Genomic DNA, 20566 nt, shown 5'->3' on the forward strand with positions numbered 1-20566 from the left:
GAGGGGCCCGGAGGGCGGCGCGGGGGCGCGCCCTCCGGGCCCCGTCGTGTCCGGGTCCCTAGCCGCGGACGACGCCGTCCTCACGGGCCTGGGCGGCGACCGCGGCGGCGACCGCCGGGGCCACCCTCTCGTCGAAGGGGCTGGGGATGATGTAGTCGGCGGACAGCTTGTCGCCCACCAGGTCGGCCAGCGCGGTGGCGGCGGCCAGCTTCATGTTCTCGGTGATGTCCGTGGCCCCCGCGTCGAAGGCGCCCCGGAACACGCCCGGGAAGGCCAGGACGTTGTTGATCTGGTTGGGGAAGTCGCTGCGCCCGGTGGCGACCACGCTCGCGTGCCTGCGGGCGACGTCCGGGTGCACCTCCGGGTTGGGGTTGGCCATCGCGAAGATGATCGCGTCGTCGGCCATGGTGGCGACCACGGACTCGGGGACCTCGCCCGCGGACAGGCCGATGAACACGTCGGCCCCCTCCAGCGCGCTCTCGATGGACCCGCGCAGCCCCGCCCGGTTGCTGATGGAGGCCAGCTCCCGCTTGACCGGGGTCAGGCCCTCGCGGCCTTCGTAGATCATGCCCTTGGAGTCGGCCACGGCGATGTCGCCGATCCCGCCGTCGACGAGCATCTTGGTGACGGCCACGCCCGCGGCGCCCGCGCCGGAGACCACGGCGCGCAGGTCGGCCAGGGTGCGCCCGGTGAACCGGGCGGCGTTGCGCAGCGCGGCCACGGTGACGATGGCGGTGCCGTGCTGGTCGTCGTGGAAGACCGGGATGTCCAGGCGCTCGCGCAGCTGCCGTTCGATCTCGAAGCAGCGGGGCGCGGAGATGTCCTCCAGGTTGATCCCGCCGAAGGAGGGCGCCATGCGCACGACGGTCTCGACGATCTCGTCGACCCCGGTGCAGCCCAGCGCGATCGGCACGGAGTCGACGCCGGCGAACTGCTTGAACAGCAGCGACTTGCCCTCCATGACCGGCAGGGAGGCCTCGGCGCCGATGTCGCCCAGGCCCAGGACAGCGGTGCCGTCGGTGACGACGGCGACCAGGTTGCTCTTCCAGGTGTAGGTGTCGACGAGTTCGGGGGACTCGGCGATGGCGTCGCAGACGCGGGCGACGCCGGGGGTGTAGGCGAGGGAGAGTCCCTCCTGGTCGCGGACGTCCACGGACGAGGTCACGTGGAGCTTGCCGCCGCGGTGCATGGCGAAGGCGGGATCGTCGTCACGACGCGGGTTCTGGGAACGCGAAACAGTGGTCACGGCTGAAAACCCCTCAGGTCTTGCGTGTTCCACCCGCCGTCGGCCATGACGGGGGCGGACCTGGCGGTGGTGCGGACCGCGCGCGAAGACGTGACGATTGCTAGGGGGCCCTCCTCGGCGCCGGTCGGCCATGACCGGTGGTGTCGCCGGGGAGAGTCGTTCTTCGCCGGACTCCTATACGAGTTGCTGCGCGGCCGCCTCTCACGGGGATGACCCGTTACGTAATCCTCTCACAACGGTGACCACAGGAACATCGCGGGTGTGCACGATGGGACGGCACCGGCTTCTGAGTGTTAAAAGAAGATTGTCCTAAATGTCGTTCCGGCTCGGGCAGACGGGTCACGAACCCGCCCCCGCCAGGCGTTACGCGCCCCCGAAGGAGACCCCGCGATGGCTCTGCACAAGTCCCTGCCCACGCCGTTCGCCCTCGGCGCCCTGTCCCTCGCCGGCGTCCTGGCGCTGACCGCCTGCGGCGGCGGGGACGGCGGAGGCGGAGGCGCGGAGGAGTCGGCCGCCCCCGAGGCGCCCTCCGTCGAGGTCGACGAGGAGCTCGCCGCGCTCGTGCCCGCCGACGTCGCCGAGGCCGGGACCGTCACGATCGGTGTCGAGGCCTCCTACCCGCCCGGCGAGTACCTGGACGCCGACGGCGAGACCGTCCTCGGCTTCAACGTGGACCTCGTCAACGCCGCCCTGGCCAAGCTCGGCCTGGAGGCCACGTGGGAGCCCACCGCCTTCGACTCCATCATCATCGGCGTGGACACGGGCACCTACGACCTGGGCTCCTCCTCCTTCACGGTCACCGAGGAGCGCATGGAGCAGGTCAACATGATCAGCTACTTCTCCTCGGGCACCCAGTGGTTCGCCCAGGCGGGCAACCCCCAGGACGTGGACCCCGACAACGCCTGCGGCATGCGGATCGCGGTGCAGTCCAACACCACGCACGACACCGACATCGAGGAGCGCAGCGCGGCCTGCGTCGACGCCGGTGAGGAGGCCATCACCATCCAGAAGTTCGAGAGCCAGCCGCTGGCCACCGAGACGGTCGTCTCCGGCGTCAACGACGCCTCGCTCGCCGACATGCCGACCTCGGCCTACGCTCTGGAGCAGACCGGCGAGGGCGTCCTGGAGTTCATCGGCGAGCAGTACAACGCCGCCCCCTACGGCATCCTCACCAACAAGGAGGACACGGAGCTGGCCGAGGCCGTGGCCGCCGCCTTCAACGCGCTCATCGAGGACGGCACCTACGCCGAGGTCCTGGGCGAGTGGGGCGTGGACGCCGGCGGCATGGAGTCCGCCGAGGTGAACCCCGACGTCGCCGAGTAAGCAGGCCGACCGACACCCACTGAGCGAAAGACCGACCCTTGTCCTCACCGACCGAACCGACGGACGGCCCGGTGTCGAAGACCTCGACACCGGGCCGTCCGGCCGACCACGTCACCGCCGTTCCCGTGCGCTACCCCGAGCGGTGGGTCGCCGCCGGGGTCATCCTCGTCCTCGCGGCCATGTTCGTGCACATGCTGTTCACGAACGACGCCTTCAACTGGCCGTTCATGTTCGACCACATGTTCTCCGAGCCGGTCGTGCGCGGCGTGTGGATCACCCTCAGCGCCACCGTGCTGTCGATGGTCATCGGCGTCGTCCTGGGCATCGTCCTGGCGGTGATGCGGCTGTCGGGCAACCCCGTCCTGGTATCCGTCTCCTGGCTGTACACCTGGTTCTTCCGGGGCGTGCCCCGCCTGGTGCTGGCGGTGCTCTTCGGCAACATCGCCATCCTGTACCAGACCATCGAGTTCGGCCTGCCCTTCGACAACTACTGGATGCCGTGGCTGGGCCTGGAGGGCGACGCCCGCTTCTTCGAGATCGACACCCGCACCGTGCTGAGCGGCTACACCGCCGGCCTGCTGGCGCTGTCGCTGTCCGAGGGCGCCTACATGGCCGAGATCATCCGCGCGGGGCTCCAATCGGTCAACAAGGGCCAGACCGAGGCCGCGCAGGCGCTGGGCATGGGCAAGGGCAAGGTCCTGCGCCGGATCACCCTGCCGCAGGCGATGCGGGTGGTCGTGCCGCCCACGGGCAACGAGACCATCGCCATGCTCAAGGACACGGCGCTGCTGGCCTACGTGCCGGTGACCATCGAGCTGTTCTACCAGCTCCAGGCCATCGGCTCCCGGACCTACCAGATCTTCCCGATGCTGGTCGCCGCGTGCCTGTGGTACCTGGCCATCACCAGCGTCCTGATGGTGGGCCAGTACTTCCTCGAACGCAGGTTCAACCCCGGCCAGTACGGCAGTATCCGCGACCGCATCGTCGGAGGGGCGCACAGGTGAGCGACAAGACGAAGGACCCTGGCGTCGTGGAGACCGCCGAGGGCGCCACGCTGCCCGCCGACGCGCTCGTCGTGGCGGAGAACGTGCGCAAGAGCTTCGGCCGCCTGGAGGTGCTCAAGGGCATCGACCTCCAGGTCGGGCGCGGCGAGGTCATGTGCGTGATCGGCCCGTCCGGGTCGGGCAAGTCCACCTTCCTGCGCTGCGTCAACCACCTGGAGAAGCTCACCGCCGGACGGCTGTGGGTCAACGGCGAGCTGATGGGCTACCGGCAGAAGCGCGGCAAGCTCTACGAGCTGCGCGACAACGAGATCGCCGCCCAGCGCAGCGACATCGGCATGGTCTTCCAGCGCTTCAACCTGTTCCCGCACCTGAGCGTCCTGGGCAACATCACCGAGGCGCCCGTGCAGGTCAAGCGGGTCCCCCGGAGCCAGGCCAACGCCAAGGCCATGGAGCTGCTGGAGCGGGTGGGCCTGCCCGACAAGGCCGACGCCTACCCCGACCAGCTCTCCGGCGGCCAGCAGCAGCGCGTGGCCATCGCCCGCGCGCTGGCCATGGAACCGTCGCTGATGCTGTTCGACGAGCCCACCAGCGCCCTGGACCCGGAGCTGGTCGGCGAGGTCCTGGACGTCATGCGCGACCTGGCCCGGGGCGGGATGACCATGGTGGTCGTCACCCACGAGATGGGGTTCGCCCGCGAGGTCGGCGACTCCCTGGTCTTCATGGACGACGGCCTGGTCGTGGAGTCGGGCACGCCCGCCGAGGTGCTCTCCAACCCGCGCCACGAGCGCACCCGGGCGTTCCTGTCCAAGGTGCTCTGAGCGCTCCGCGGGGGCCGCCGCGTCCCCGCCCCGGGCGCGGCGGCCGGTACCGGCCGGGGAAACACCCCCGGATCCCTTGACCGCGCGGCGGCGCGTCGCCAGAGTCGTGGTGTACGCGCCCCGCTCGGGAGAGGCACATGGACGCTCGCACGGACCACACACGCAGGCGCTGGGACCGCATGGCCGCCTACTGCGAGCACAGCGAGCGCTTCCAGAGCCCCGCCATGCGCCGCACCCGCGAGATCCTGTGCGCCGGGGCGCGCGGCGAGACGCTGGAGGTGGCGGTCGGGACGGGCCGCAACCTCGCCCACTACCCGCCGCAGGTGCGCCTCACCGCCGTCGACGTCAGCCCGCGCATGCTCGACCGCGCCCGCGACAGGGCCGAGGAGCTGGGCAGGGCCGTGCGCTTCGTGGAGGGCGACGCCCAGGAGCTGGACTTCCCCGACCAGGCCTTCGACACCGTCCTGTGCACGCTGGCGATGTGCGCCGTCCCCGACCAGCGGCGCGCCCTGGCGGAGATGTACCGCGTGCTGACGCCGGGCGGCAGGCTCCTGATGGCCGACCACATCGAGTACGCCCGCCTGCCCGGGCGGCTGGTGGAGCGGCGCCGGGAGAACCCGCGCCGCCTGCCGCGGGAGGTCGCCGTCGAGGCCGGGTTCGAGGTCGTCCACCACGACCGGCTGTTCCTCGGACTGGTGGAGCGGGTGGTCGCCCACCGTCCCTGAGCGGTCCCGGAGCGCGGGGGCGCCCCGCCGCAGCGCATACCCTGGAGGCGACCGTGTCCCCGCCGCGCGCCCGAGGTGGTCCGATGATCCGTCCCGCACGTCCCGACGACGTTCCCGTCATCCACGCCCTGGTGCGCGAACTCGCCGAGTACGAGAAGGAGCCGGACGCGGTCGTCGCCACCGAACAGGACCTGCGCACCGCCCTCTTCGGACCGGACGCGGCGGTGTTCGCGCACGTCGCCCAGGAGGACGGGGACGGCCCGGTCGTCGGGTTCGCGCTGTGGTTTCGCAACTACTCCACCTGGACCGGCAAGCACGGCGTGTACCTGGAGGACCTGTACGTGCGCCCCCAGGCGCGCGGTCGGGGACACGGCCTGGCCCTGCTGCGGACCCTGGCCCGGATCTGCGTCGAGCGCGGCTACACCCGGCTGGAGTGGTCGGTGCTGGACTGGAACGAGCCCTCGATACGGTTCTACGAGTCGCTGGGCTCGCGCCCCATGGACGGGTGGACGGTCCGCCGCCTGGACGGCGGCGCGCTGGACGCACTGGGCTCCGAGGAGCCCTGAGACCGGCCGTCCGTCCGGCCTTTCGCCCCGGATCGTGTGGACACGATCCGTTCGCCCTGCGTCAGTGGCAGGGTAAACCAGATACATTGCTCTCAAGCGGCAACCCCGCCCCCCGAAGGAGGGACGTGACCGAAGAAACCGCTGTGCCCACGGCCGACGCCATCGGCGTCCGGGACGCTGTCACCGTCAACATGCCCGCGGACAGCGCCTACTTGTCCGTTCTGCGGACGGCGACGGCGGGTCTGGCCGCGCGACTGGACTTCACCCTCGACGAGATCGAGGACCTGAGGATCGGTGTCGACGAGGCCTGCGCCATGCTCCTCTCCCAGGCGCTGCCGGGCACGGAACTGACCACGGAATTCGAACTCACCCCCGACGGGATGCGCATCTCCGTCTCGGTGCTCACCGCGGACGGGCGCCTTCCCGCCCGCGACACCTTCGCCTGGACCGTCCTGTCCGCCCTCGCGGGAGAGGTCGACGCGGGCGTCGGACCGGACGACCGTGTCCACATCGTCCTGTACAAACGCCGCGGCACACTGGAGTCGGCGTGAGCGAGAGGGGGCCCGCTCTGACAGCGAAGACCGAGCACGCGGTGCCCGACAGGGCCCGCGCGAGAGAGTTGTTCGAGCGCCTCGGCGAACTCGAGGCGGACTCCGAGGAGCGCCGGAGGATCCGCGACGAGCTGGTGGAGCTCCACCTGCCCTTGGTGGAGTACCTGGCCCGCCGCTTCCGCAACCGCGGCGAGTGGCTGGACGACCTCACCCAGGTGGCCACGATCGGGCTGATCAAGTCCATCGACCGGTTCGACCTGGAGCGCGGGGTGGAGTTCTCCACCTACGCCACCCCCACCATCGTCGGTGAGATCAAGCGGCACTTCCGCGACAAGGGCTGGGCGGTGCGGGTTCCACGCCGCCTCCAGGAGCTGAAGCTCTCGCTCACCAAGGCGGTCAGCGACCTGTCGCAGCGGGAGGGGCGCTCCCCGACCGTCGCCGAGCTCGCGGCGCACCTGCAGATGACCGAGGAGGAGGTGCTGGAGGGCCTGGAGTCCGCCAACGCCTACTCGACGGTGTCGCTGGACGCGCCCGACAGCGGGGACGAGGACGCGCCCGCGGTGGCCGACTCACTGGGCATCGTGGACGAGTCCCTGGAGGGCGTGGAGTACCGGGAGTCGCTCAAGCCGCTCCTGGAGCAGCTTCCGCCGCGGGAGAAGCGCATCCTGCTGCTGCGCTTCTTCGGCAACATGACGCAGTCGCAGATCGCCCAGGAGCTGGGGATCTCGCAGATGCACGTGTCCCGTCTGCTGGCCCGCACCCTGGCGCAGCTGCGCCAGGCGCTGACCACCGACGACTGACACCCGAGCGGTCGCCGCGGGCGGCCGCGGCGCTACTTCCCCCGCTCGTCGGGGAAGAGCGCCGCGGTCGTCGGCGGCGAGAGCACGGCGGCGGAGGCGCACACCGCCACGGCCGCGAGCACCGCGGCGAACGCGTACTGCTCGCTGGTGAACATGTAGTAGGCCACCACGGCCAGGAAGAGCTGGGTGACGAACACCGGCGTGCGCGCCCAGTCCCGCAGCTGCCAGAGCCCGCGTGCGACGAAGACCAGCAGCGCGCCCACGCCCAGCCCCAGGGCGGTCAGGGGGATCGCGCTGGTCAGGTCGCTGGCCCGACCGGTGATCGCGGTGAAGAGGCTGTAGACCCCGCTGGCCGCGGCGGCCAGCCCGATCAGGGCCTCCAGGGCGGCGGCGATGACGATGGTGACGGGACGCGAAGACACCTGACGAGCCTATACGCGCTCCGGGGGTCCCTCCCCCCGGCCCCGGCTTCGCGCACACGGCGCCCGCACCGTGGTCCGCGACGACGTGCCGCCCGGCGCCGCCCCGGCTTCGCACACGAGGCGCCCCCGGCAGGAGGAGCGCCGCGCGCGGCGTCCCCTGAGGGTGGCGGCCGCACCGGCGCGGAGCGCCCCCGGCGGGCGACGGGCGGGCCGAAGCGGAGCGGAGCCCCCGGGAGATACGCCCTAGACTGGCGTGGTGCGCGCCCTTCTCATCATGAACCCCCAGGCCACCACGACCACGTCACGCACGCGTGAGGTGATCATGGGCGCCCTGGCGTCGGAGCTGGACGTCACCGTGTCCGAGACCGAGTACCGCGACCACGCGGGCGAGCTGGCCCGCGAGGCGGCCGGGAACGGATACGAGCTGGTGCTGAGCCTGGGCGGCGACGGCACCGTCAACGAGGTGGTCAACGGCCTCCTGACCACCCCCGAGGGGCTCAGGCGCCCCCGCTACGCGGTGATCCCCGGCGGCAGCGCCAACGTCTTCATCCGCGCCCTGGGCGTGCCCGGCGACCCGGTGGAGGCCACCGGCGTCGTACTGGAGGCGGTCCGCGAGGGCCGCGAGCGCGAGATCAACCTCGGCCGGATCACCAGCGACCAGGACGACCGCTACTTCACTTTCTGTGCTGGTTTCGGCTGGGACGCCGACGTGGTCCAGCAGGTGGAGAACGAGCGCGCCAACGGGCGCAGGGCCACTCCCGCGCTGTACGCGGAAGTGGCGGTAAAGCTGTTCTTCCAGGGGGATATCCGCGATCCGTCACTAAGCGTGGTCAGCCACGGAAGGTCCCTTGTGGGGGCGTATTTCGCGCTCGTCACCAACACCACGCCCTGGACCTACGCGGGGGCGCTGCCGCTTCAGCCGACCCCGTCCTCGCGTTTCGATCTGGGCCTGGACGCTTTCGCGCTGACCCACTCCTCGCACGCGCTCACGGGGTGGATCCTTTCCCAAATGTTCTTCCCCAAAGGCCTTCCCGCACGTGGGGACGGCTACGTGACGTGGCATGACCAGGACTCTCTCCAGATCACGTCATCCCACCCCCGGGCCTTCCAAATCGACGGCGAATACCTGGGAGACCGCGAACAGGTCAACTTCCACTCTGTACCGAAGGCATTACGAATCGTCTGTTAATTGCGCCGAAAGACGCCATTCCGAGCCACTGTGACGCACCCGACACGCCGAACAGGACCTTTGGCCTCGGCAGCTCTTGCATGGGCCGAACGATCCTGTCACGCTCAAGTTATCGCCGCGAGTTACAGGCGAGTTAATTGGGGCGCTTCCCACATGGCCGTGGGATGAAACCTGGACGGCCCTCGGCCCGAACACCCCTTCCGATGGAACCCATCCATCGGGCGCCCTTCGCCCGTTACGGACGCGCACAAGATCGTGAAAAGCTTCACAAGCCCCCGATCGCCTCACCGTGAGGAGTGGACCGCATGGACTGGCGCCATGACGCAGCCTGCCGTGACGAAGACCCCGAACTCTTCTTCCCCATCGGGAACTTCGGCCCCGCACTGATCCAGATCGAAGAGGCCAAGGCGGTCTGCAACCGCTGCCCGGTCAGCTCCGCCTGTCTGCGCTGGGCCCTGGAGAGCGGCCAGGACGGCGGCGTCTGGGGCGGCACCAGCGAGGACGAGCGCCGCGCGCTCAAGAAGCGCCGCGGCAGCGCCTACCGCACCATGGTCCGCAGCTGAGGCCCCGCACACGGTAGGTCCCCGGAAGACCCCGAGGAGCTCCGGAAGGCCCCCAGGAGTCCCCGCGCGGCGCGGCGGGGACGGCGCCCGGGGCCGTCGCGGGCCGGTGCTTCCGCCGGCCCCCCGGAGCGGGCCCGCGCGTGGTCCGCGCGAGCCCCGTCTCAGGGCAGCTCCCCCTCCTCGTGCTCCAGCGGCAGGCTGATCGCCACCTCGGTCCCGCCGCTCTCCTTGGGCTTGATCGCCAGGGTTCCCCCCAGCTCGCCCACGATGAGGGTCCGCACGATCTGCAGGCCCAGGCTCGTGGTGCCCTCCAGGTCGAAGTCCTCGGGCAGCCCCCCGCCGTCGTCGGAGACGGCCAGCTCCAGGCTGCTCGGCCCCGGGTAGCCCGGCTGCGCGTCGAACCGGCGCACCCGCACCTCGATCCGCCCCGGCCCCTGCCCCAGGCCGTGCTCCACGGCGTTCTGCACCAGCTCGGCCAGGACCATCGACAGCGGTGTCGCCACCAGCGCGTTCAGCAGGCCGAAACCGCCGATCCGGCGCGGCACCACCGCGGTGCCCGTGGAGGAGACCTCCGCCGCCATCTGGATCACCCGGTCGGCGATGTCGTCGAAGTCCACCACCTCGTCGGGGGTGTGCGAGAGCATCTCGTGCACGATCGCGATGGACCCGACCCGGCCCACCGCCTCGTCCAGCGCCGCCCGCGCCTCGGGCACGTCCAGGCGCCGCGCCTGGAGGCGCAGCAGGGCGGCGACCGTCTGGAGGTTGTTCTTCACCCGGTGGTGGATCTCCCGGATGGTGGCGTCCTTGGTCATCAGCTCGCGCTCGCGGCGGCGCAGCTCGGTGACGTCGCGCACCATCACCAGGGCGCCGATGCGCACCCCGTCGATGACCAGGGGGATGGAGCGCAGCTGCACGGTGACCCCGCGCGCGTCCACCTCGGCCTCCTGCGGCGCCCGGCCGCTCGCCGTGTAGGTCAGCGCCTCGTCGCGCGCCTCGCCCGGGGCCGCCAGCTCCAGCGTGGTGCGGTCCAGGCGCGCCCCCACCAGGTCGGCGGTCAGGCCGAGCCTGCGGTAGGCCGACAGGGCGTTGGGGCTGGCGTAGACCACCTCGCCGTTCTGGTCCAGGCGCAGCAGCCCGTCGCCGACCCTGGGCGAGCGCACCATCAGGGGCCCCTGGTCGCTGAACGGGAACGCGCCCTCGGCGATCATCTGGGCCAGGTCGCCCGCACTCTGCAGGTAGGTCAGCTCCAGGCGGCTGGGCGTGCGCGCCGAGCTGAGGTTGGTGCTGCGCTGGATGACCCCGATGAGGTTGCCCTGGCGGCGCACCGGAATGGTCTCCTCGCGCACCGGGACGCCGCCCGACCAGTCCGGGTCGCCGTCGCGGCAGATGCGCCCCTCCTCCCAGGCGCGGTCGATCAGGGCCCTGCGCCCGATCACGCGCGGCGCCGAACGGGACGTGACATCGGTCATGTCGTCGCGCAGGACGGTCTCGACCAGGTCGTCCTGGAAGGCGGTGGGCCCGGTGGTGGGACGCATCTGGGCGATGGCCACCCAGCCGTCGTCCTCGCGCAGACGCACCCACAGCACGAGATCGGCGAAGGACAGGTCCGCCAGGAGCTGCCAGTCCGAGACCAGGGAGTGGAACCACTCCAGGTCGGCCTGCTTGAGTGACGTGTGTCGCCAGATGAGATCACTGAGGTGAGGCACTCACAAATCATCCCATGAAGGCGTGCATACTCAAGAGGTACGCACTCGACCAGTGGTCCACACCAATCGGCGGCTGCCACCCCCGCCGTGCCGACCACACCGGGAGGGTTGTGCGGCAAGCGCGGGACTCGGCGAAGGAGACTGATGACTGGTCAGCGCACACTGGACGGCAACCCCCGGGTGCCGAAGTACTACCAGGTGAAGAAGCAGCTCCTGGAACTGATCGAGGCGATGCCCGCGGGCAACCCGGTCCCCCCGGAGCGCGCCCTGGCGACCCAGTTCGGCACCTCGCGGACCACCGTGCGCCAGGCGCTCACCGAGATGGTGGTCGAGGGCCGTCTGCTGCGCATCCAGGGCAAGGGCACCTTCGTGGCCAAGCCGAAGGTGGCACAGGTCCTGCAACTGACCAGCTACACCCAGGAGATGCGCGCGCACGGCCTGCACCCCGCCACGCGCATCCTGGACGTGAGCTACATCAACGCCGACGACCAGCTCGCCGAGCTGCTGGCCATCCGCTCCGGCGGGCGCGTGCTGCGCATCGAGCGGCTGCGGCTGGCCAACGGCGAGCCGATGGCCGTGGAGACGGCCCACCTGGCCGCGCGGCGCTTTCCGGGCCTGCGTCGGCAGCTGGACCGCTACGCGTCGCTCTACGAGGCTCTGGCGAGCGCGTACGACGTCTCCCTGGCCGAGGCGGAGGCCTCGATCGAGACCGTTCTGGCCACGCCCAACGAGGCGCGGCTGCTGGGCGTGGACGTGGGCCTGCCGCTGGTGCTGCACTGCCAGCACAGCTTCGACGGCGACGGGCACCCGGTGGAGTGGGTGCGCTCGCTCTACCGGGGCGACCGGTACAAGTTCGTCACACGCCTGCGCCCGCCCCGGGACTGACCCCCGTGCGGGCGGGCGCCGGAGCAGGGCGGCCGGCACGCCAGCGCCCGCTCCGGGACCGTCCGGCCGTGACACGGCCCGCGCCCGGCCGCCGCCGGGTCCGGGCCGGTGCTCCCCGCCGGACGGATCCCGCGGGTCAGAGCCGGGAGAGCACCGTGGCCAGCGCGTCCACCACGCGGGGGTCGTACTCGCTGTCGGTGTCCATGCGCAGGCGCTCCAGGACCGCCGTGCGGCGCTCGGCGTCGCCGTTGTCGCCGACGAGGTCGTCGAAGGCGTTGGCCACCTTGATGATCCGGCTGCCCAGCGGCGGGACCCCCTCGTCGCCGTCCCCGGCGAGGGGCTCGCACTGGCGGCGGACCGTCTCGGCCACGTTGTCCAGAACACCGGTCTCCCGGATGATCGCCGACCCCAGCTCGGCGATGCGCCTCTGCTCCCTGGGCGAGGCGAGCACGGTGGCGCCGCCCGCGATGGGCTCGCGCAGGGACAGCTGGCCGATGTCGTGCATCAGGGCGGCGTACTCCAGCTCCAGCAGCTCGGCCTCGGCCAGGCCCAGTTCGCAGGCGATCCCGTGCGCCAGCTGGCTGACCCGGCGCGAGTGCCCGTTCTCCACGTAGCCGCCCACCTCGGTGACCCGCGACAGCGCCCGGACCGTCTCCAGGTAGGTGCGGCGCACCTCCGCGTGGCGGCGGAAGGCCACCTGCGACACCAGCAGCGGGGCGATGAACACCAGCAGCCCGCCCAGACCGGTCACCGTGCAGGCCAGCGCGATCAGCACGCCGCTGGAGCCGATCGCGGCACCGGTGGCGAACTGGGCGCGCAGTTCGTCGCGGACCGCGACGGAGGGGCTGGTGCGCAGGCGCTCGGCCCGCAGCACCGCCGCCAGCAGGGAGTCCGCCGCCCAGACGAGCATGACCAGCGCCGCCATCAGCAGCGTGGCCGTCACCGACGGGCCCGACAGGTGGAGCTGGTCGGCCAGCGGCCGGAAGGCGATCGCCAGCGCCGCCGCGACGAGCACCCTGCGGGCCACGTCCTCCACCCGGGGGCTGCGGCCCACGGCGATGTGCGGCAGCTCGCCCAGCGCCACCCCCAGGGCGACCACCGCCACCACCTGCCAGGCGGAGTGGTGCAGCGGCCCGGAGCCCAGCGACAGCAGGAACGCGTAGCTGATCGCGCCGGCCGAGGCGATGGGGGCCACCTCCCGGTGGCCCGGCAGAGTGATCCGCGCCAGCTCACCGGCCGCGACGACCAGGCAGAACGCCAGCGCCACGTGCGGTTCCACGACCCCGGTCGAGGCCGTCCACACCAGCGCGGCCAGAGCGCCCGAGCCCACCGAGCCGACCAGTGCCGCGCGCACCGGCCGGGAGGTCCGCCAGACCGGCCCGCGCGGGCGCTGGTGGTTGAGGGCACCGCCCTCGGGACCGCTCAGCACGGGCCCGGACGACCGGGCCCCGTCCGACTGTCTCTGCGTCATCATCGTTCACGCCCGCCCGTCACTGCCTCGGCGGAGGCCGTGGCGTCCGCGGAGGCGGCCTCGTCGGCCGCCGCCCCTGCGGAGGACGGCTCCCCGGCGGCGCTCTCCTCGGCGGACGCGTCGGCGGGCACCTCCTCCGGTTCCCCGGCTCGGCCGGACCCCTCCACGGAGCGTTCGGCCGCCTCCGACCCGTAGCAGCCGCCCGGAGGCTCGGCGATGTCGGGTGTCTCCCAGCCCTCGCGTTCGACGGCGCGCACGAGCGCCTCGACCATCCTGGGGTCGAACTGGGTCCCGGCGCAGGCCCGCAGTTCGGCGACGGCGTCCTCCACCGACCACGCCCTGCGGTAGGAGCGCGTGGAGGTGAGGCAGTCGAAGACGTCGGCGACGCTGATGATGCGCGCGGACTCGGGGATCTCCATCCCGACCAGGCCCATGGGGTACCCGCGCCCGTCCAGGCGCTCGTGGTGGTGCCGGATCCCGGCCAGCGCCTCGTCCAGGAAGCTGATCTCCCGCACGATCTCGTAGCCGCGCGTGGGGTGCAGCTTGATGGCCGCGTACTCGTCGTCGGTGAGCTTGCCGGTCTTCTGCAGCACCTTGGTGGGCACTCCGAGCTTGCCGATGTCGTGCAGCATCCCGGCGTAGCGGATCTTCTGCACCCGGTCGGCGGGCATGCCCAGTTCGCGTGCGATCATGGCGGCGCCCTCGGCCACGCGCATGCAGTGGCCCCGGGTGTAGTAGTCCTTGGTCTCCACCGCCTGGCACAGGGTGGCCAGGGTGGCCTCGTGCGCGCGCGCCTCGTCCAGCTGCTGGGCGAAGGTCCAGCGCGCGATGAACAGCAGGAGCAGCACCAGCAGCGGCGCGATGAGGCCGACCCCGCCCCAGACCGCGGCGATGGCCAGGCCGAGCATCTGGTAGCCCATGGAGGACAGCTCGACCCCCACCAGCGGACGCCAGTCGAACCGGCCACGCGAGCCGCCGGGGCGCACGACGCCCAGGGTCCACATCAGGACGGCCACGAGCACCGAGTTGACCAGGGAGTGGGTCAGGACGGCGGCGACGTAGGGGAGGACGATGGCCGGGAAGTCCTCCCGGCCGGGTTCTCCCACCGTTCCGCCGAGCAGAAGGTAGACGTGTCCGGCCGCGTAGGCCGCCAGTGCGAACTGTGCTCCGTTGAACGCCCTCTTGACGAGGTTCTGCCTGCGGATGGCGAAGCAGGAGGCGAAACCGACCACCGCCGCCCCGACCGGTCCGACCAGGACGACGGCGGCCAGGGAGACCGCCGAACTCGGCGAGATCCCCGCCTTGACGCCCGTCAGGACCGCCGTACTGATCGACTCCGCGACCACGAAGAGAATCGCGATCAGGACCAGTGTGCGCAGATCCAGGCCCGAGTAGGGACCCATGAGCATGATGGTGACAGCACTGACAACGATGATTCCGACGTAGACACGCGCGCCCCCAGGAAGAGCCCGCACCCCCGTTCACCCCCCGCCGACGACGACCGGACTGTCATGGTTTCACCGGTTCTGTTCTACCACCAGGACCATCCACTGAAGGCGGTTACCACCCAAAGAACACCCATCACCGCGTGGAGCATGCCGACGAACACCGTTGTCCCCTCTCCCCCGACGCGCGCGCACCGCCGTTATCCCCGGGCACGCCGCGTAAATTACCCCATTCGTTGGATATGGCGTCCAGTTTAACGGGCAACGACAGCGCCCCGATTACCCCCAACCCGAACTACCCTCACCACACCCCCTCCCACTGGCGCCAAGTTCCGGAATATGGAATTACGAATTCAATTAGTAGCGCACTTCGATTACCCTGCGTAACAACACCCCCGGGCGTGGGAGCGCATGAAGATCCACCGCCTGGGCGCTTGCCCCGCCACCCGCCGACCAGAACCACCAGGTACGACTACCCCAGGTAACCAGATGAAACGAACCCCGGAGCCGGGCAGAAAAAACATTCCGAGTGGGTCACGACCGGGAACGGCCCGGGCGCGCCGGGCGTGTCGGGGAAGGAGCCGGGAACACGGCTGGGAAGCACCTGACCAAAAACCCGACAGGCACGGGGAATACGGCACGACATTCCCGTAAAAGTGCATAAAAGCCACACATCACTTCAGAGATCACTAATAACGGAACAGGGCACAAAATCCAACAAAAAGGTGGCGGAAGCTGGAATTCCAGCTTCCGCCACCAGGTGTGCCAGGTTTCGTCCGGTACCGGGCCCGGTCGTGCCCGGGCTCCCTCAGGAGGGCGCGGTGCCCGGGCTTTCCACGCGGGCCTCCCGGGCCAACTGCTCCGTGCGCGCCCGGGCCAGGCGGTTGAGCACCTTGTCCCTCAGGTCCATCGGCACCGGATCACAGCCGCAGTGCTTGGCCACGAGCTTCTTCACCGCCTCCTCGAGGCCGTACTCGTCGAGGCAGGGCCCACACCCGTCCAGGTGCTCGCGCACCTGTTCGTAGTTGCCCTCCTCCAGCTCGCCGTCGATGTAGGTGTAGAGCTTGGCGAGCACCTCGCTGCACGGGGTGTCGCTGTGTTCGCCGTGGCCGCCGCTCATTGCCGGTCTCCTCGATCCGAGACGTCCTGTCCCCGTCCGCGCGGGGACGTCCCCGAGGCGACCGCGCCGGCCTCGGCCGCCGCCCGCGCCGGCAGGAACCCCCGCTCCACCGCGTACTCCTCCAGCATCGACCTGAGCTGGCGGCGCCCGCGGTGCAGCCGGGACATGACCGTCCCGATGGGCGTCCCCATGATCTCGGCGACCTCCTTGTACGCGAAGCCCTCGACATCGGCGAGGTACACCGCGATCCGGAAGTCCTCGGGCAGCTCCTGGAGCGCCCGTTTGACGTCGGTGTCGGGGAGGTGTTCGAGCGCCTCGGCCTCAGCCGACTTCAGGCCCGCCGCGGTGTGCGACGCGGCCTGCGCCAGCTGCCAGTCCTCGACGTCCTCGGTCCCCGCCTGCTTCGGTTCGCGCTGCTTCTTGCGGTAGGAGTTGATGAAGGTGTTGGTGAGGATGCGGTAGAGCCACGCCTTGAGGTTCGTTCCCTGTCTGAACTGGTGGAACGAACCGAACGCCTTGGCGAAGGTCTCCTGTACGAGATCCTCCGCGTCGGCGGGGTTACGGGTCATCCGCAGCGCCGCGGAGTAGAGCTGGTCGAGGAAGGGAAGCACGTCCCTCTCGAAGCGCTCTTCCCGTTCCTCGGCTGTCTCCTGCTCCTGGCCCTGTTCCAAGCCCGTCGGCCTCCTCGCGCTGGTCCCGGTTGGGGCGTCCATACCCCAACGATACGGTCCCATGGCACGGACCCGCGCATCGGCGCCGCGTGGCGCCGACACCGTCTCCTCGCGCTCCAGGCACGTCCCGGCTGTCGGCATGGTCTGTCGGCCCTCCCCCGCATACTCGCGTGTGGCGCGCCCGGACGCTGCTGCTCCGGGCGCGGTGTAGGGGAGAACAACGCTTCGCCCGAGCTGATTCCGCGCCGCGGAGGGACGAAGGTCCCTCCTTGGGCGAACTTTGTCGTTTACCTCCGTCACCGGAGGTGAGGCATGGCAGAGTGCGGGTAGGACATCTGGAGGATGGGAGAGGAGTGCACGTGCGACCGTCCCCGACCCCGGCCTCCGACCGCCCCCGTCCCACGGCGGCCCAGTTCGCCACCCCCGACCGCCTGTCGGACTACTGGCGGTTCTACTGGGCGGTCGCAGAGGCGCAGGTCGCCCGGTGGCTCCCCGACACCCCCTCCCTGCTGCTCGACCTCTCCGGCGCGGACTACCAGGGCGCCCCGCGCGCCGTGGCCGCCGGACACGACGTGGTCACCCTGCTGCCGTCGGTGGACGTGGCGGTGCGCCGCCCGCTGACCCTGGTGAACGGGCGCGCGGTGGTGCCCCGGCCCGCCCGGCGCGGACGGCTGCGCCACGTGGTGGGCGACTCCGCCTTCCTGCGCAGCTTCGCTCCGGACTCCTTCGACGGGGTCATCGCCGACAACCGGGTGCTGTCCCGGCACCTGGCCACCGAGGAGGCGCTGGCCCAGGTCAGCCGGGTGCTGCGCCCGGGGGGCCGCGCCCTGCTGTGCGTGGACTCGGTGGTGCTGGGCATGGCGATGCTGGCCGAGCAGGACCGCTGGCCCGAGCTGAGCCACGCGCCCAACGCGGACGTGCTCCTGGTGCCCTGGCCGGACGGCTCCATCACGCGGTGCTTCACGGCCGAGCAGCTCACCGAGGCGGTCGCCGAAGCCGGTCTGGAGCTGGAGTGGGTCAAGCCCCGCACGGTGCTGTCCGCCTCCACGGTGGAGATGATGCTGGCGCGCGACCCGAGGTCGATGGGACGCCTGGTGGAGATGGAACTGCGCGCCACGGAGTCCGACGACTACGTGGGCGTGCACCTGGTGGCGAGCGCGCGCAAGCCCGGCTAGGGCGGGGACGCCGCCGCCCCCGCCCCATCCCTCACTGGTGCTGCGCGGTCTCCTGGTCCGCCAGGGGCAGGTAGACCCGCTTACCCTGTTCGGCGAACTCCGCGGACTTGTCGGCCATGCCCTTCTCGATGGCGGCCACCGTCTCCAGCCCGTGCTCCTCGGCGTACCTGCGCACGTCCTGCGTGATCTTCATGGAGCAGAACTTCGGCCCGCACATGGAGCAGAAGTGCGCGGTCTTGGCGGGTTCGGCGGGCAGGGTCTGGTCGTGGAAGGACTGCGCGGTCTCGGGATCCAGGGCCAGGTGGAACTGGTCCTGCCAGCGGAACTCGAACCGCGCCTTGGACAGCTCGTCGTCCCACTCCTGCGCCCGGGGGTGCCCCTTGGCCAGGTCGGCGGCGTGCGCGGCGAGCTTGTAGGTGATCACACCGGTCTTGACGTCGTCCCGGTCGGGCAGCCCCAGGTGCTCCTTGGGGGTGACGTAGCACAGCATCGCCGTACCGAGCCAGCCGATCTGGGCGGCGCCGATCGCGGAGGTGATGTGGTCGTAGCCGGGCGCGACATCGGTGGCCAGGGGGCCGAGCGTGTAGAACGGCGCCTCGCCGCACAGCTCCTCCTCCAGGCGCACGTTCTCCGCGATCTTGTGCATCGGCACGTGCCCGGGCCCCTCGATCATCACCTGCACGTCGTGCGCGCGGGCGATGTGGGTGAGTTCGCCCAGGGTGCGCAGCTCGGCGAACTGGGCCTCGTCGTTGGCGTCGGCGATCGACCCCGGCCGCAGCCCGTCGCCGAGGGAGAAGGTGACGTCGTACTCCCGGAGGATCTCGCACAGCTCCTCGTAGTGGGTGTACAGGAAGCTCTCCCTGTGGTGGGCCAGGCACCAGGCCGCCATGATGGAGCCGCCGCGCGAGACGATGCCGGTGACCCGGCGGGCGGTGAGCGGCACGTAGCGCAGCAGCACGCCCGCGTGGACGGTCATGTAGTCCACGCCCTGCTCGCACTGCTCGATGACGGTGTCGCGGTAGACCTCCCAGCTCAGCGCCGCCGGGTCGCCGTTGACCTTCTCCAGGGCCTGGTAGATGGGTACGGTCCCGATCGGGACGGGCGAGTTGCGCAGGATGCGCTCGCGGGTCTCGTGGATGCGCTTGCCGGTGGACAGGTCCATGACGGTGTCGGCCCCCCAGCGGGTGGCCCACACCATCTTCTCCACCTCCTCGGGCACGGAGGAGGTGACGGCGGAGTTGCCGATGTTGGCGTTGATCTTGACCAGGAAGTTCTTGCCGATGATCATCGGCTCGGACTCGGGGTGGCACCGGTTGGCGGGGATGACCGCCCGGCCCACGGCCACCTCCTGGCGGACGAACTCGGGGTCCACGCCCTCCCGGGCGGCCACGAACCGCATCTCGGGGGTGATGGTCCCGGCCTTGGCGTGGGCCAGCTGGGTGGTCGCGCCGCCGGACGGGGCGGGCGCGTGGGCCCACTCCCCGCGGGTGGGGGCCAGGCCCCGGTGGACGTCGATGTGCGCGGTGTCGTCGGTGTACGGACCCGAGGTGTCGTACAGGTCGAAGTGGCTGCCGTTGCTGAGTTCCACCCGGCGCTGCGGGACGCGGAGGGTGTGCCCCTCGGGGGTGGCGACCTCCCGGTAGACCTTGCGTGATCCCATGATGGGACCGGTGGTCACCCGGTGGTCGGCGGTGGAACTGACGTCGCGGCCGTCGAGAGCCGTCATGGCATGCCTCCCTACGTCGGAATTACCCGAACAGGTTCTGCGGTCGGCGACACCGTTGAGTCGCCCTCTCAGCCCGCCATGGCGCGAGCTCCCGCGTTGCGTATGAAGATGTGGGGACGCCTGGGGCGCCCCGGGCACGCGTGACCGGGGCGTGCCCGGTCCGTGTGGCCCCGGACACTCTATCCGTCGGCCGAGCGGGGCTGTCCACCGTCCCGGGGATAGAAAAGTGTCTCCCGCACGCCACCCCCGACAGCGCGGTCGGCTCGGGGCCGTGCCGCGCTCCCCCGGGTCAGAAGAGCGTCTGCGGCTCGTCTCCCCCGGTGTCGGAGAGCGGTTCGAGCAGGTCGGGACGGTTGTTCTTGATGCTGTTGACGTCGGTGGAGACCTCGTCCACCTCGAAGCGCTCGGCGGGGGTGTCCTGGAGCAGGTGGGCCAGCTCGTCGGCCCCGGTCGCCGGGTCCAGCCAGGCCGCCCAGTCCTCGGGGGGCACGACGACGGGCATGCGCTCGTGGATGTGGGCGAGTTCGGGGGCGGCCTCGGTGGTGACGACGGCGCAGCTCCACACCCACGCGGCGGGGTCGTCCTCGGCCACCTCGGGGTCGCGCCAGCGCTCGAAGATCCCCGCCAGGGCCAGGGGCCGGTCGTCGGGGTAGTGGATGGAGTAGGGCTTCTTGTCCGCCTTGGCCTTGCGCTTCTTGTGGTGGGGGTCGGTGACCGGCGAGGTGCTGGCCTGCACGGTCCCGTCCCTGCCGATCAGCTGCCACTCGTAGTAGGCGTCGGCGGGCAGCAGGCAGCGGCGGCGCCGGAAGGCCGTGCGGAAGGCGGGCTTGTCGGCGATGGTCTCGCTGCGGGCGTTGATCATCCGGTAGCCGATGTTGCGGTCCTTGGCCCAGGAGGGCACCAGGCCCCAGCGCAGGGTGTGCAGGGAGCGGGGCCCCGGCTCGCCCCGGTCCTCCCCCTGCGGGGGCGGTCCGAGCACCGCGTACACGGGCCTGCCCGGTGAGATGTTGTAGTCCGGGTCCAGCTCCTCCAGTGGCGGCCACGCCCGGGGATCGGTCTCCTCGGGAAGGGCCTGCTCGGGCAGGCCGAAGGCGAGCTGCAACTGGTGCACGTTCCGGGACTGGGCATAACGACCGCACATGGGTGTGATCCTACGGTCG

Annotated in this window: 20 protein-coding genes; 11 read left to right on the forward strand and 9 right to left on the reverse strand. The window is 71.0% G+C overall.

Features of this window, described 5'->3' with window-relative positions:
- Positions 1-58 precede the first annotated feature (58 nt).
- On the reverse strand, positions 59-1189 hold the full coding sequence (locus tag NDAS_RS18245) for an NAD(P)-dependent malic enzyme (protein ID WP_049800314.1): 1131 nt from the start codon (positions 1187-1189) through the stop codon (positions 59-61).
- Positions 1190-1636: 447 nt separating this feature from the next.
- Here NDAS_RS18245 and NDAS_RS18250 point away from each other — a divergent pair, with 447 nt between their 5' ends.
- The 7 genes from NDAS_RS18250 (at position 1637) to NDAS_RS18280 (ending at position 7033) form a co-directional block, all read left to right on the forward strand.
- Positions 1637-2569, forward strand: a complete 933-nt coding sequence (locus NDAS_RS18250) for an ABC transporter substrate-binding protein (RefSeq protein ID WP_013154691.1) — start codon at positions 1637-1639, stop codon at positions 2567-2569.
- Positions 2570-2607: 38 nt separating this feature from the next.
- Complete coding sequence (locus tag NDAS_RS18255; RefSeq protein WP_041552849.1) at positions 2608-3573, forward strand: amino acid ABC transporter permease; 966 nt, start codon at positions 2608-2610, stop codon at positions 3571-3573.
- Positions 3570-4391: an amino acid ABC transporter ATP-binding protein gene (locus NDAS_RS18260; protein WP_013154693.1), complete on the forward strand. Its 822-nt coding sequence runs from the start codon at positions 3570-3572 to the stop codon at positions 4389-4391. The genes NDAS_RS18255 and NDAS_RS18260 overlap by 4 nt, the downstream gene beginning before the upstream one ends.
- A 137-nt stretch (positions 4392-4528) precedes the next feature.
- The gene (locus NDAS_RS18265) at positions 4529-5116 is read left to right on the forward strand and encodes a class I SAM-dependent methyltransferase (RefSeq protein WP_013154694.1); all 588 of its coding nucleotides are present in this window, start codon (positions 4529-4531) and stop codon (positions 5114-5116) included.
- Between the two features lie 83 nt (positions 5117-5199).
- A complete protein-coding gene (locus tag NDAS_RS18270; protein WP_013154695.1) occupies positions 5200-5682 on the forward strand; it encodes a GNAT family N-acetyltransferase in 483 nt (160 codons plus the stop codon).
- Between the two features lie 125 nt (positions 5683-5807).
- Entirely contained in the window at positions 5808-6233 is a 426-nt protein-coding gene (locus tag NDAS_RS18275) for an ATP-binding protein (protein ID WP_013154696.1), read from the forward strand.
- Positions 6234-6274: 41 nt separating this feature from the next.
- Positions 6275-7033: an RNA polymerase sigma factor SigF gene (locus NDAS_RS18280; RefSeq protein WP_061080583.1), complete on the forward strand. Its 759-nt coding sequence runs from the start codon at positions 6275-6277 to the stop codon at positions 7031-7033.
- Between the two features lie 32 nt (positions 7034-7065).
- Here the strand turns inward: NDAS_RS18280 and NDAS_RS18285 are convergent, their stop codons facing one another.
- Positions 7066-7455: a hypothetical protein gene (locus NDAS_RS18285; protein WP_013154698.1), complete on the reverse strand. Its 390-nt coding sequence runs from the start codon at positions 7453-7455 to the stop codon at positions 7066-7068.
- A gap of 256 nt (positions 7456-7711) precedes the next feature.
- Here NDAS_RS18285 and NDAS_RS18290 point away from each other — a divergent pair, with 256 nt between their 5' ends.
- On the forward strand, positions 7712-8644 hold the full coding sequence (locus NDAS_RS18290; RefSeq protein WP_013154699.1) for a diacylglycerol/lipid kinase family protein: 933 nt from the start codon (positions 7712-7714) through the stop codon (positions 8642-8644).
- A gap of 305 nt (positions 8645-8949) precedes the next feature.
- Positions 8950-9207 carry a WhiB family transcriptional regulator gene (locus NDAS_RS18295; protein ID WP_013154700.1) on the forward strand — a complete coding sequence of 86 codons (258 nt, stop codon included), beginning with the start codon at positions 8950-8952 and terminating at the stop codon, positions 9205-9207.
- A 161-nt stretch (positions 9208-9368) separates the two neighbouring features.
- On the opposite strand, the gene NDAS_RS18300 is transcribed toward NDAS_RS18295, so the two are convergent.
- Complete coding sequence (locus tag NDAS_RS18300; RefSeq protein WP_013154701.1) at positions 9369-10913, reverse strand: sensor histidine kinase; 1545 nt, start codon at positions 10911-10913, stop codon at positions 9369-9371.
- Between the two features lie 144 nt (positions 10914-11057).
- Between NDAS_RS18300 and NDAS_RS18305 the strand changes: the two genes are divergently transcribed.
- Entirely contained in the window at positions 11058-11798 is a 741-nt protein-coding gene (locus NDAS_RS18305) for a GntR family transcriptional regulator (protein WP_013154702.1), read from the forward strand.
- A gap of 136 nt (positions 11799-11934) precedes the next feature.
- Here NDAS_RS18305 and NDAS_RS18310 read toward each other — a convergent pair whose 3' ends face one another.
- The 4 genes from NDAS_RS18310 to NDAS_RS18325 form a co-directional block, all read right to left on the reverse strand.
- On the reverse strand, positions 11935-13269 hold the full coding sequence (locus NDAS_RS18310; RefSeq protein ID WP_081461757.1) for an HD-GYP domain-containing protein: 1335 nt from the start codon (positions 13267-13269) through the stop codon (positions 11935-11937).
- Positions 13269-14678, reverse strand: coding sequence for an HD-GYP domain-containing protein (locus NDAS_RS18315; RefSeq protein WP_013154704.1), 1410 nt, complete (start codon positions 14676-14678; stop codon positions 13269-13271). The genes NDAS_RS18310 and NDAS_RS18315 overlap by 1 nt, the downstream gene beginning before the upstream one ends.
- Before the next feature lie 844 nt (positions 14679-15522).
- Positions 15523-15834 (reverse strand): mycothiol system anti-sigma-R factor, encoded by a 312-nt coding sequence (rsrA, locus tag NDAS_RS18320; protein ID WP_013154705.1) that lies wholly within the window; start codon positions 15832-15834, stop codon positions 15523-15525.
- Positions 15831-16547 (reverse strand): sigma-70 family RNA polymerase sigma factor, encoded by a 717-nt coding sequence (locus NDAS_RS18325; RefSeq protein ID WP_049800385.1) that lies wholly within the window; start codon positions 16545-16547, stop codon positions 15831-15833. Before NDAS_RS18325 ends, rsrA begins: the two co-directional genes overlap by 4 nt.
- Positions 16548-16858: 311 nt before the next feature.
- On the opposite strand from NDAS_RS18325, the gene NDAS_RS18330 reads away from it, so the two are divergent.
- Positions 16859-17680 (forward strand): methyltransferase domain-containing protein, encoded by an 822-nt coding sequence (locus tag NDAS_RS18330; protein ID WP_041552851.1) that lies wholly within the window; start codon positions 16859-16861, stop codon positions 17678-17680.
- A gap of 31 nt (positions 17681-17711) precedes the next feature.
- Here NDAS_RS18330 and thiC read toward each other — a convergent pair whose 3' ends face one another.
- Together thiC and NDAS_RS18340 are read right to left on the reverse strand one after the other, a co-directional pair.
- Positions 17712-19406, reverse strand: a complete 1695-nt coding sequence (gene thiC / locus NDAS_RS18335) for a phosphomethylpyrimidine synthase ThiC (RefSeq protein ID WP_013154708.1) — start codon at positions 19404-19406, stop codon at positions 17712-17714.
- A gap of 289 nt (positions 19407-19695) precedes the next feature.
- On the reverse strand, positions 19696-20547 hold the full coding sequence (locus NDAS_RS18340; RefSeq protein ID WP_013154709.1) for an SOS response-associated peptidase: 852 nt from the start codon (positions 20545-20547) through the stop codon (positions 19696-19698).
- Between the last annotated feature and the right edge of the window lie 19 nt (positions 20548-20566).

Source organism: Nocardiopsis dassonvillei subsp. dassonvillei DSM 43111, from assembly GCF_000092985.1.
GTDB classification, from domain to species: Bacteria; Actinomycetota; Actinomycetes; order Streptosporangiales; family Streptosporangiaceae; genus Nocardiopsis; species Nocardiopsis dassonvillei.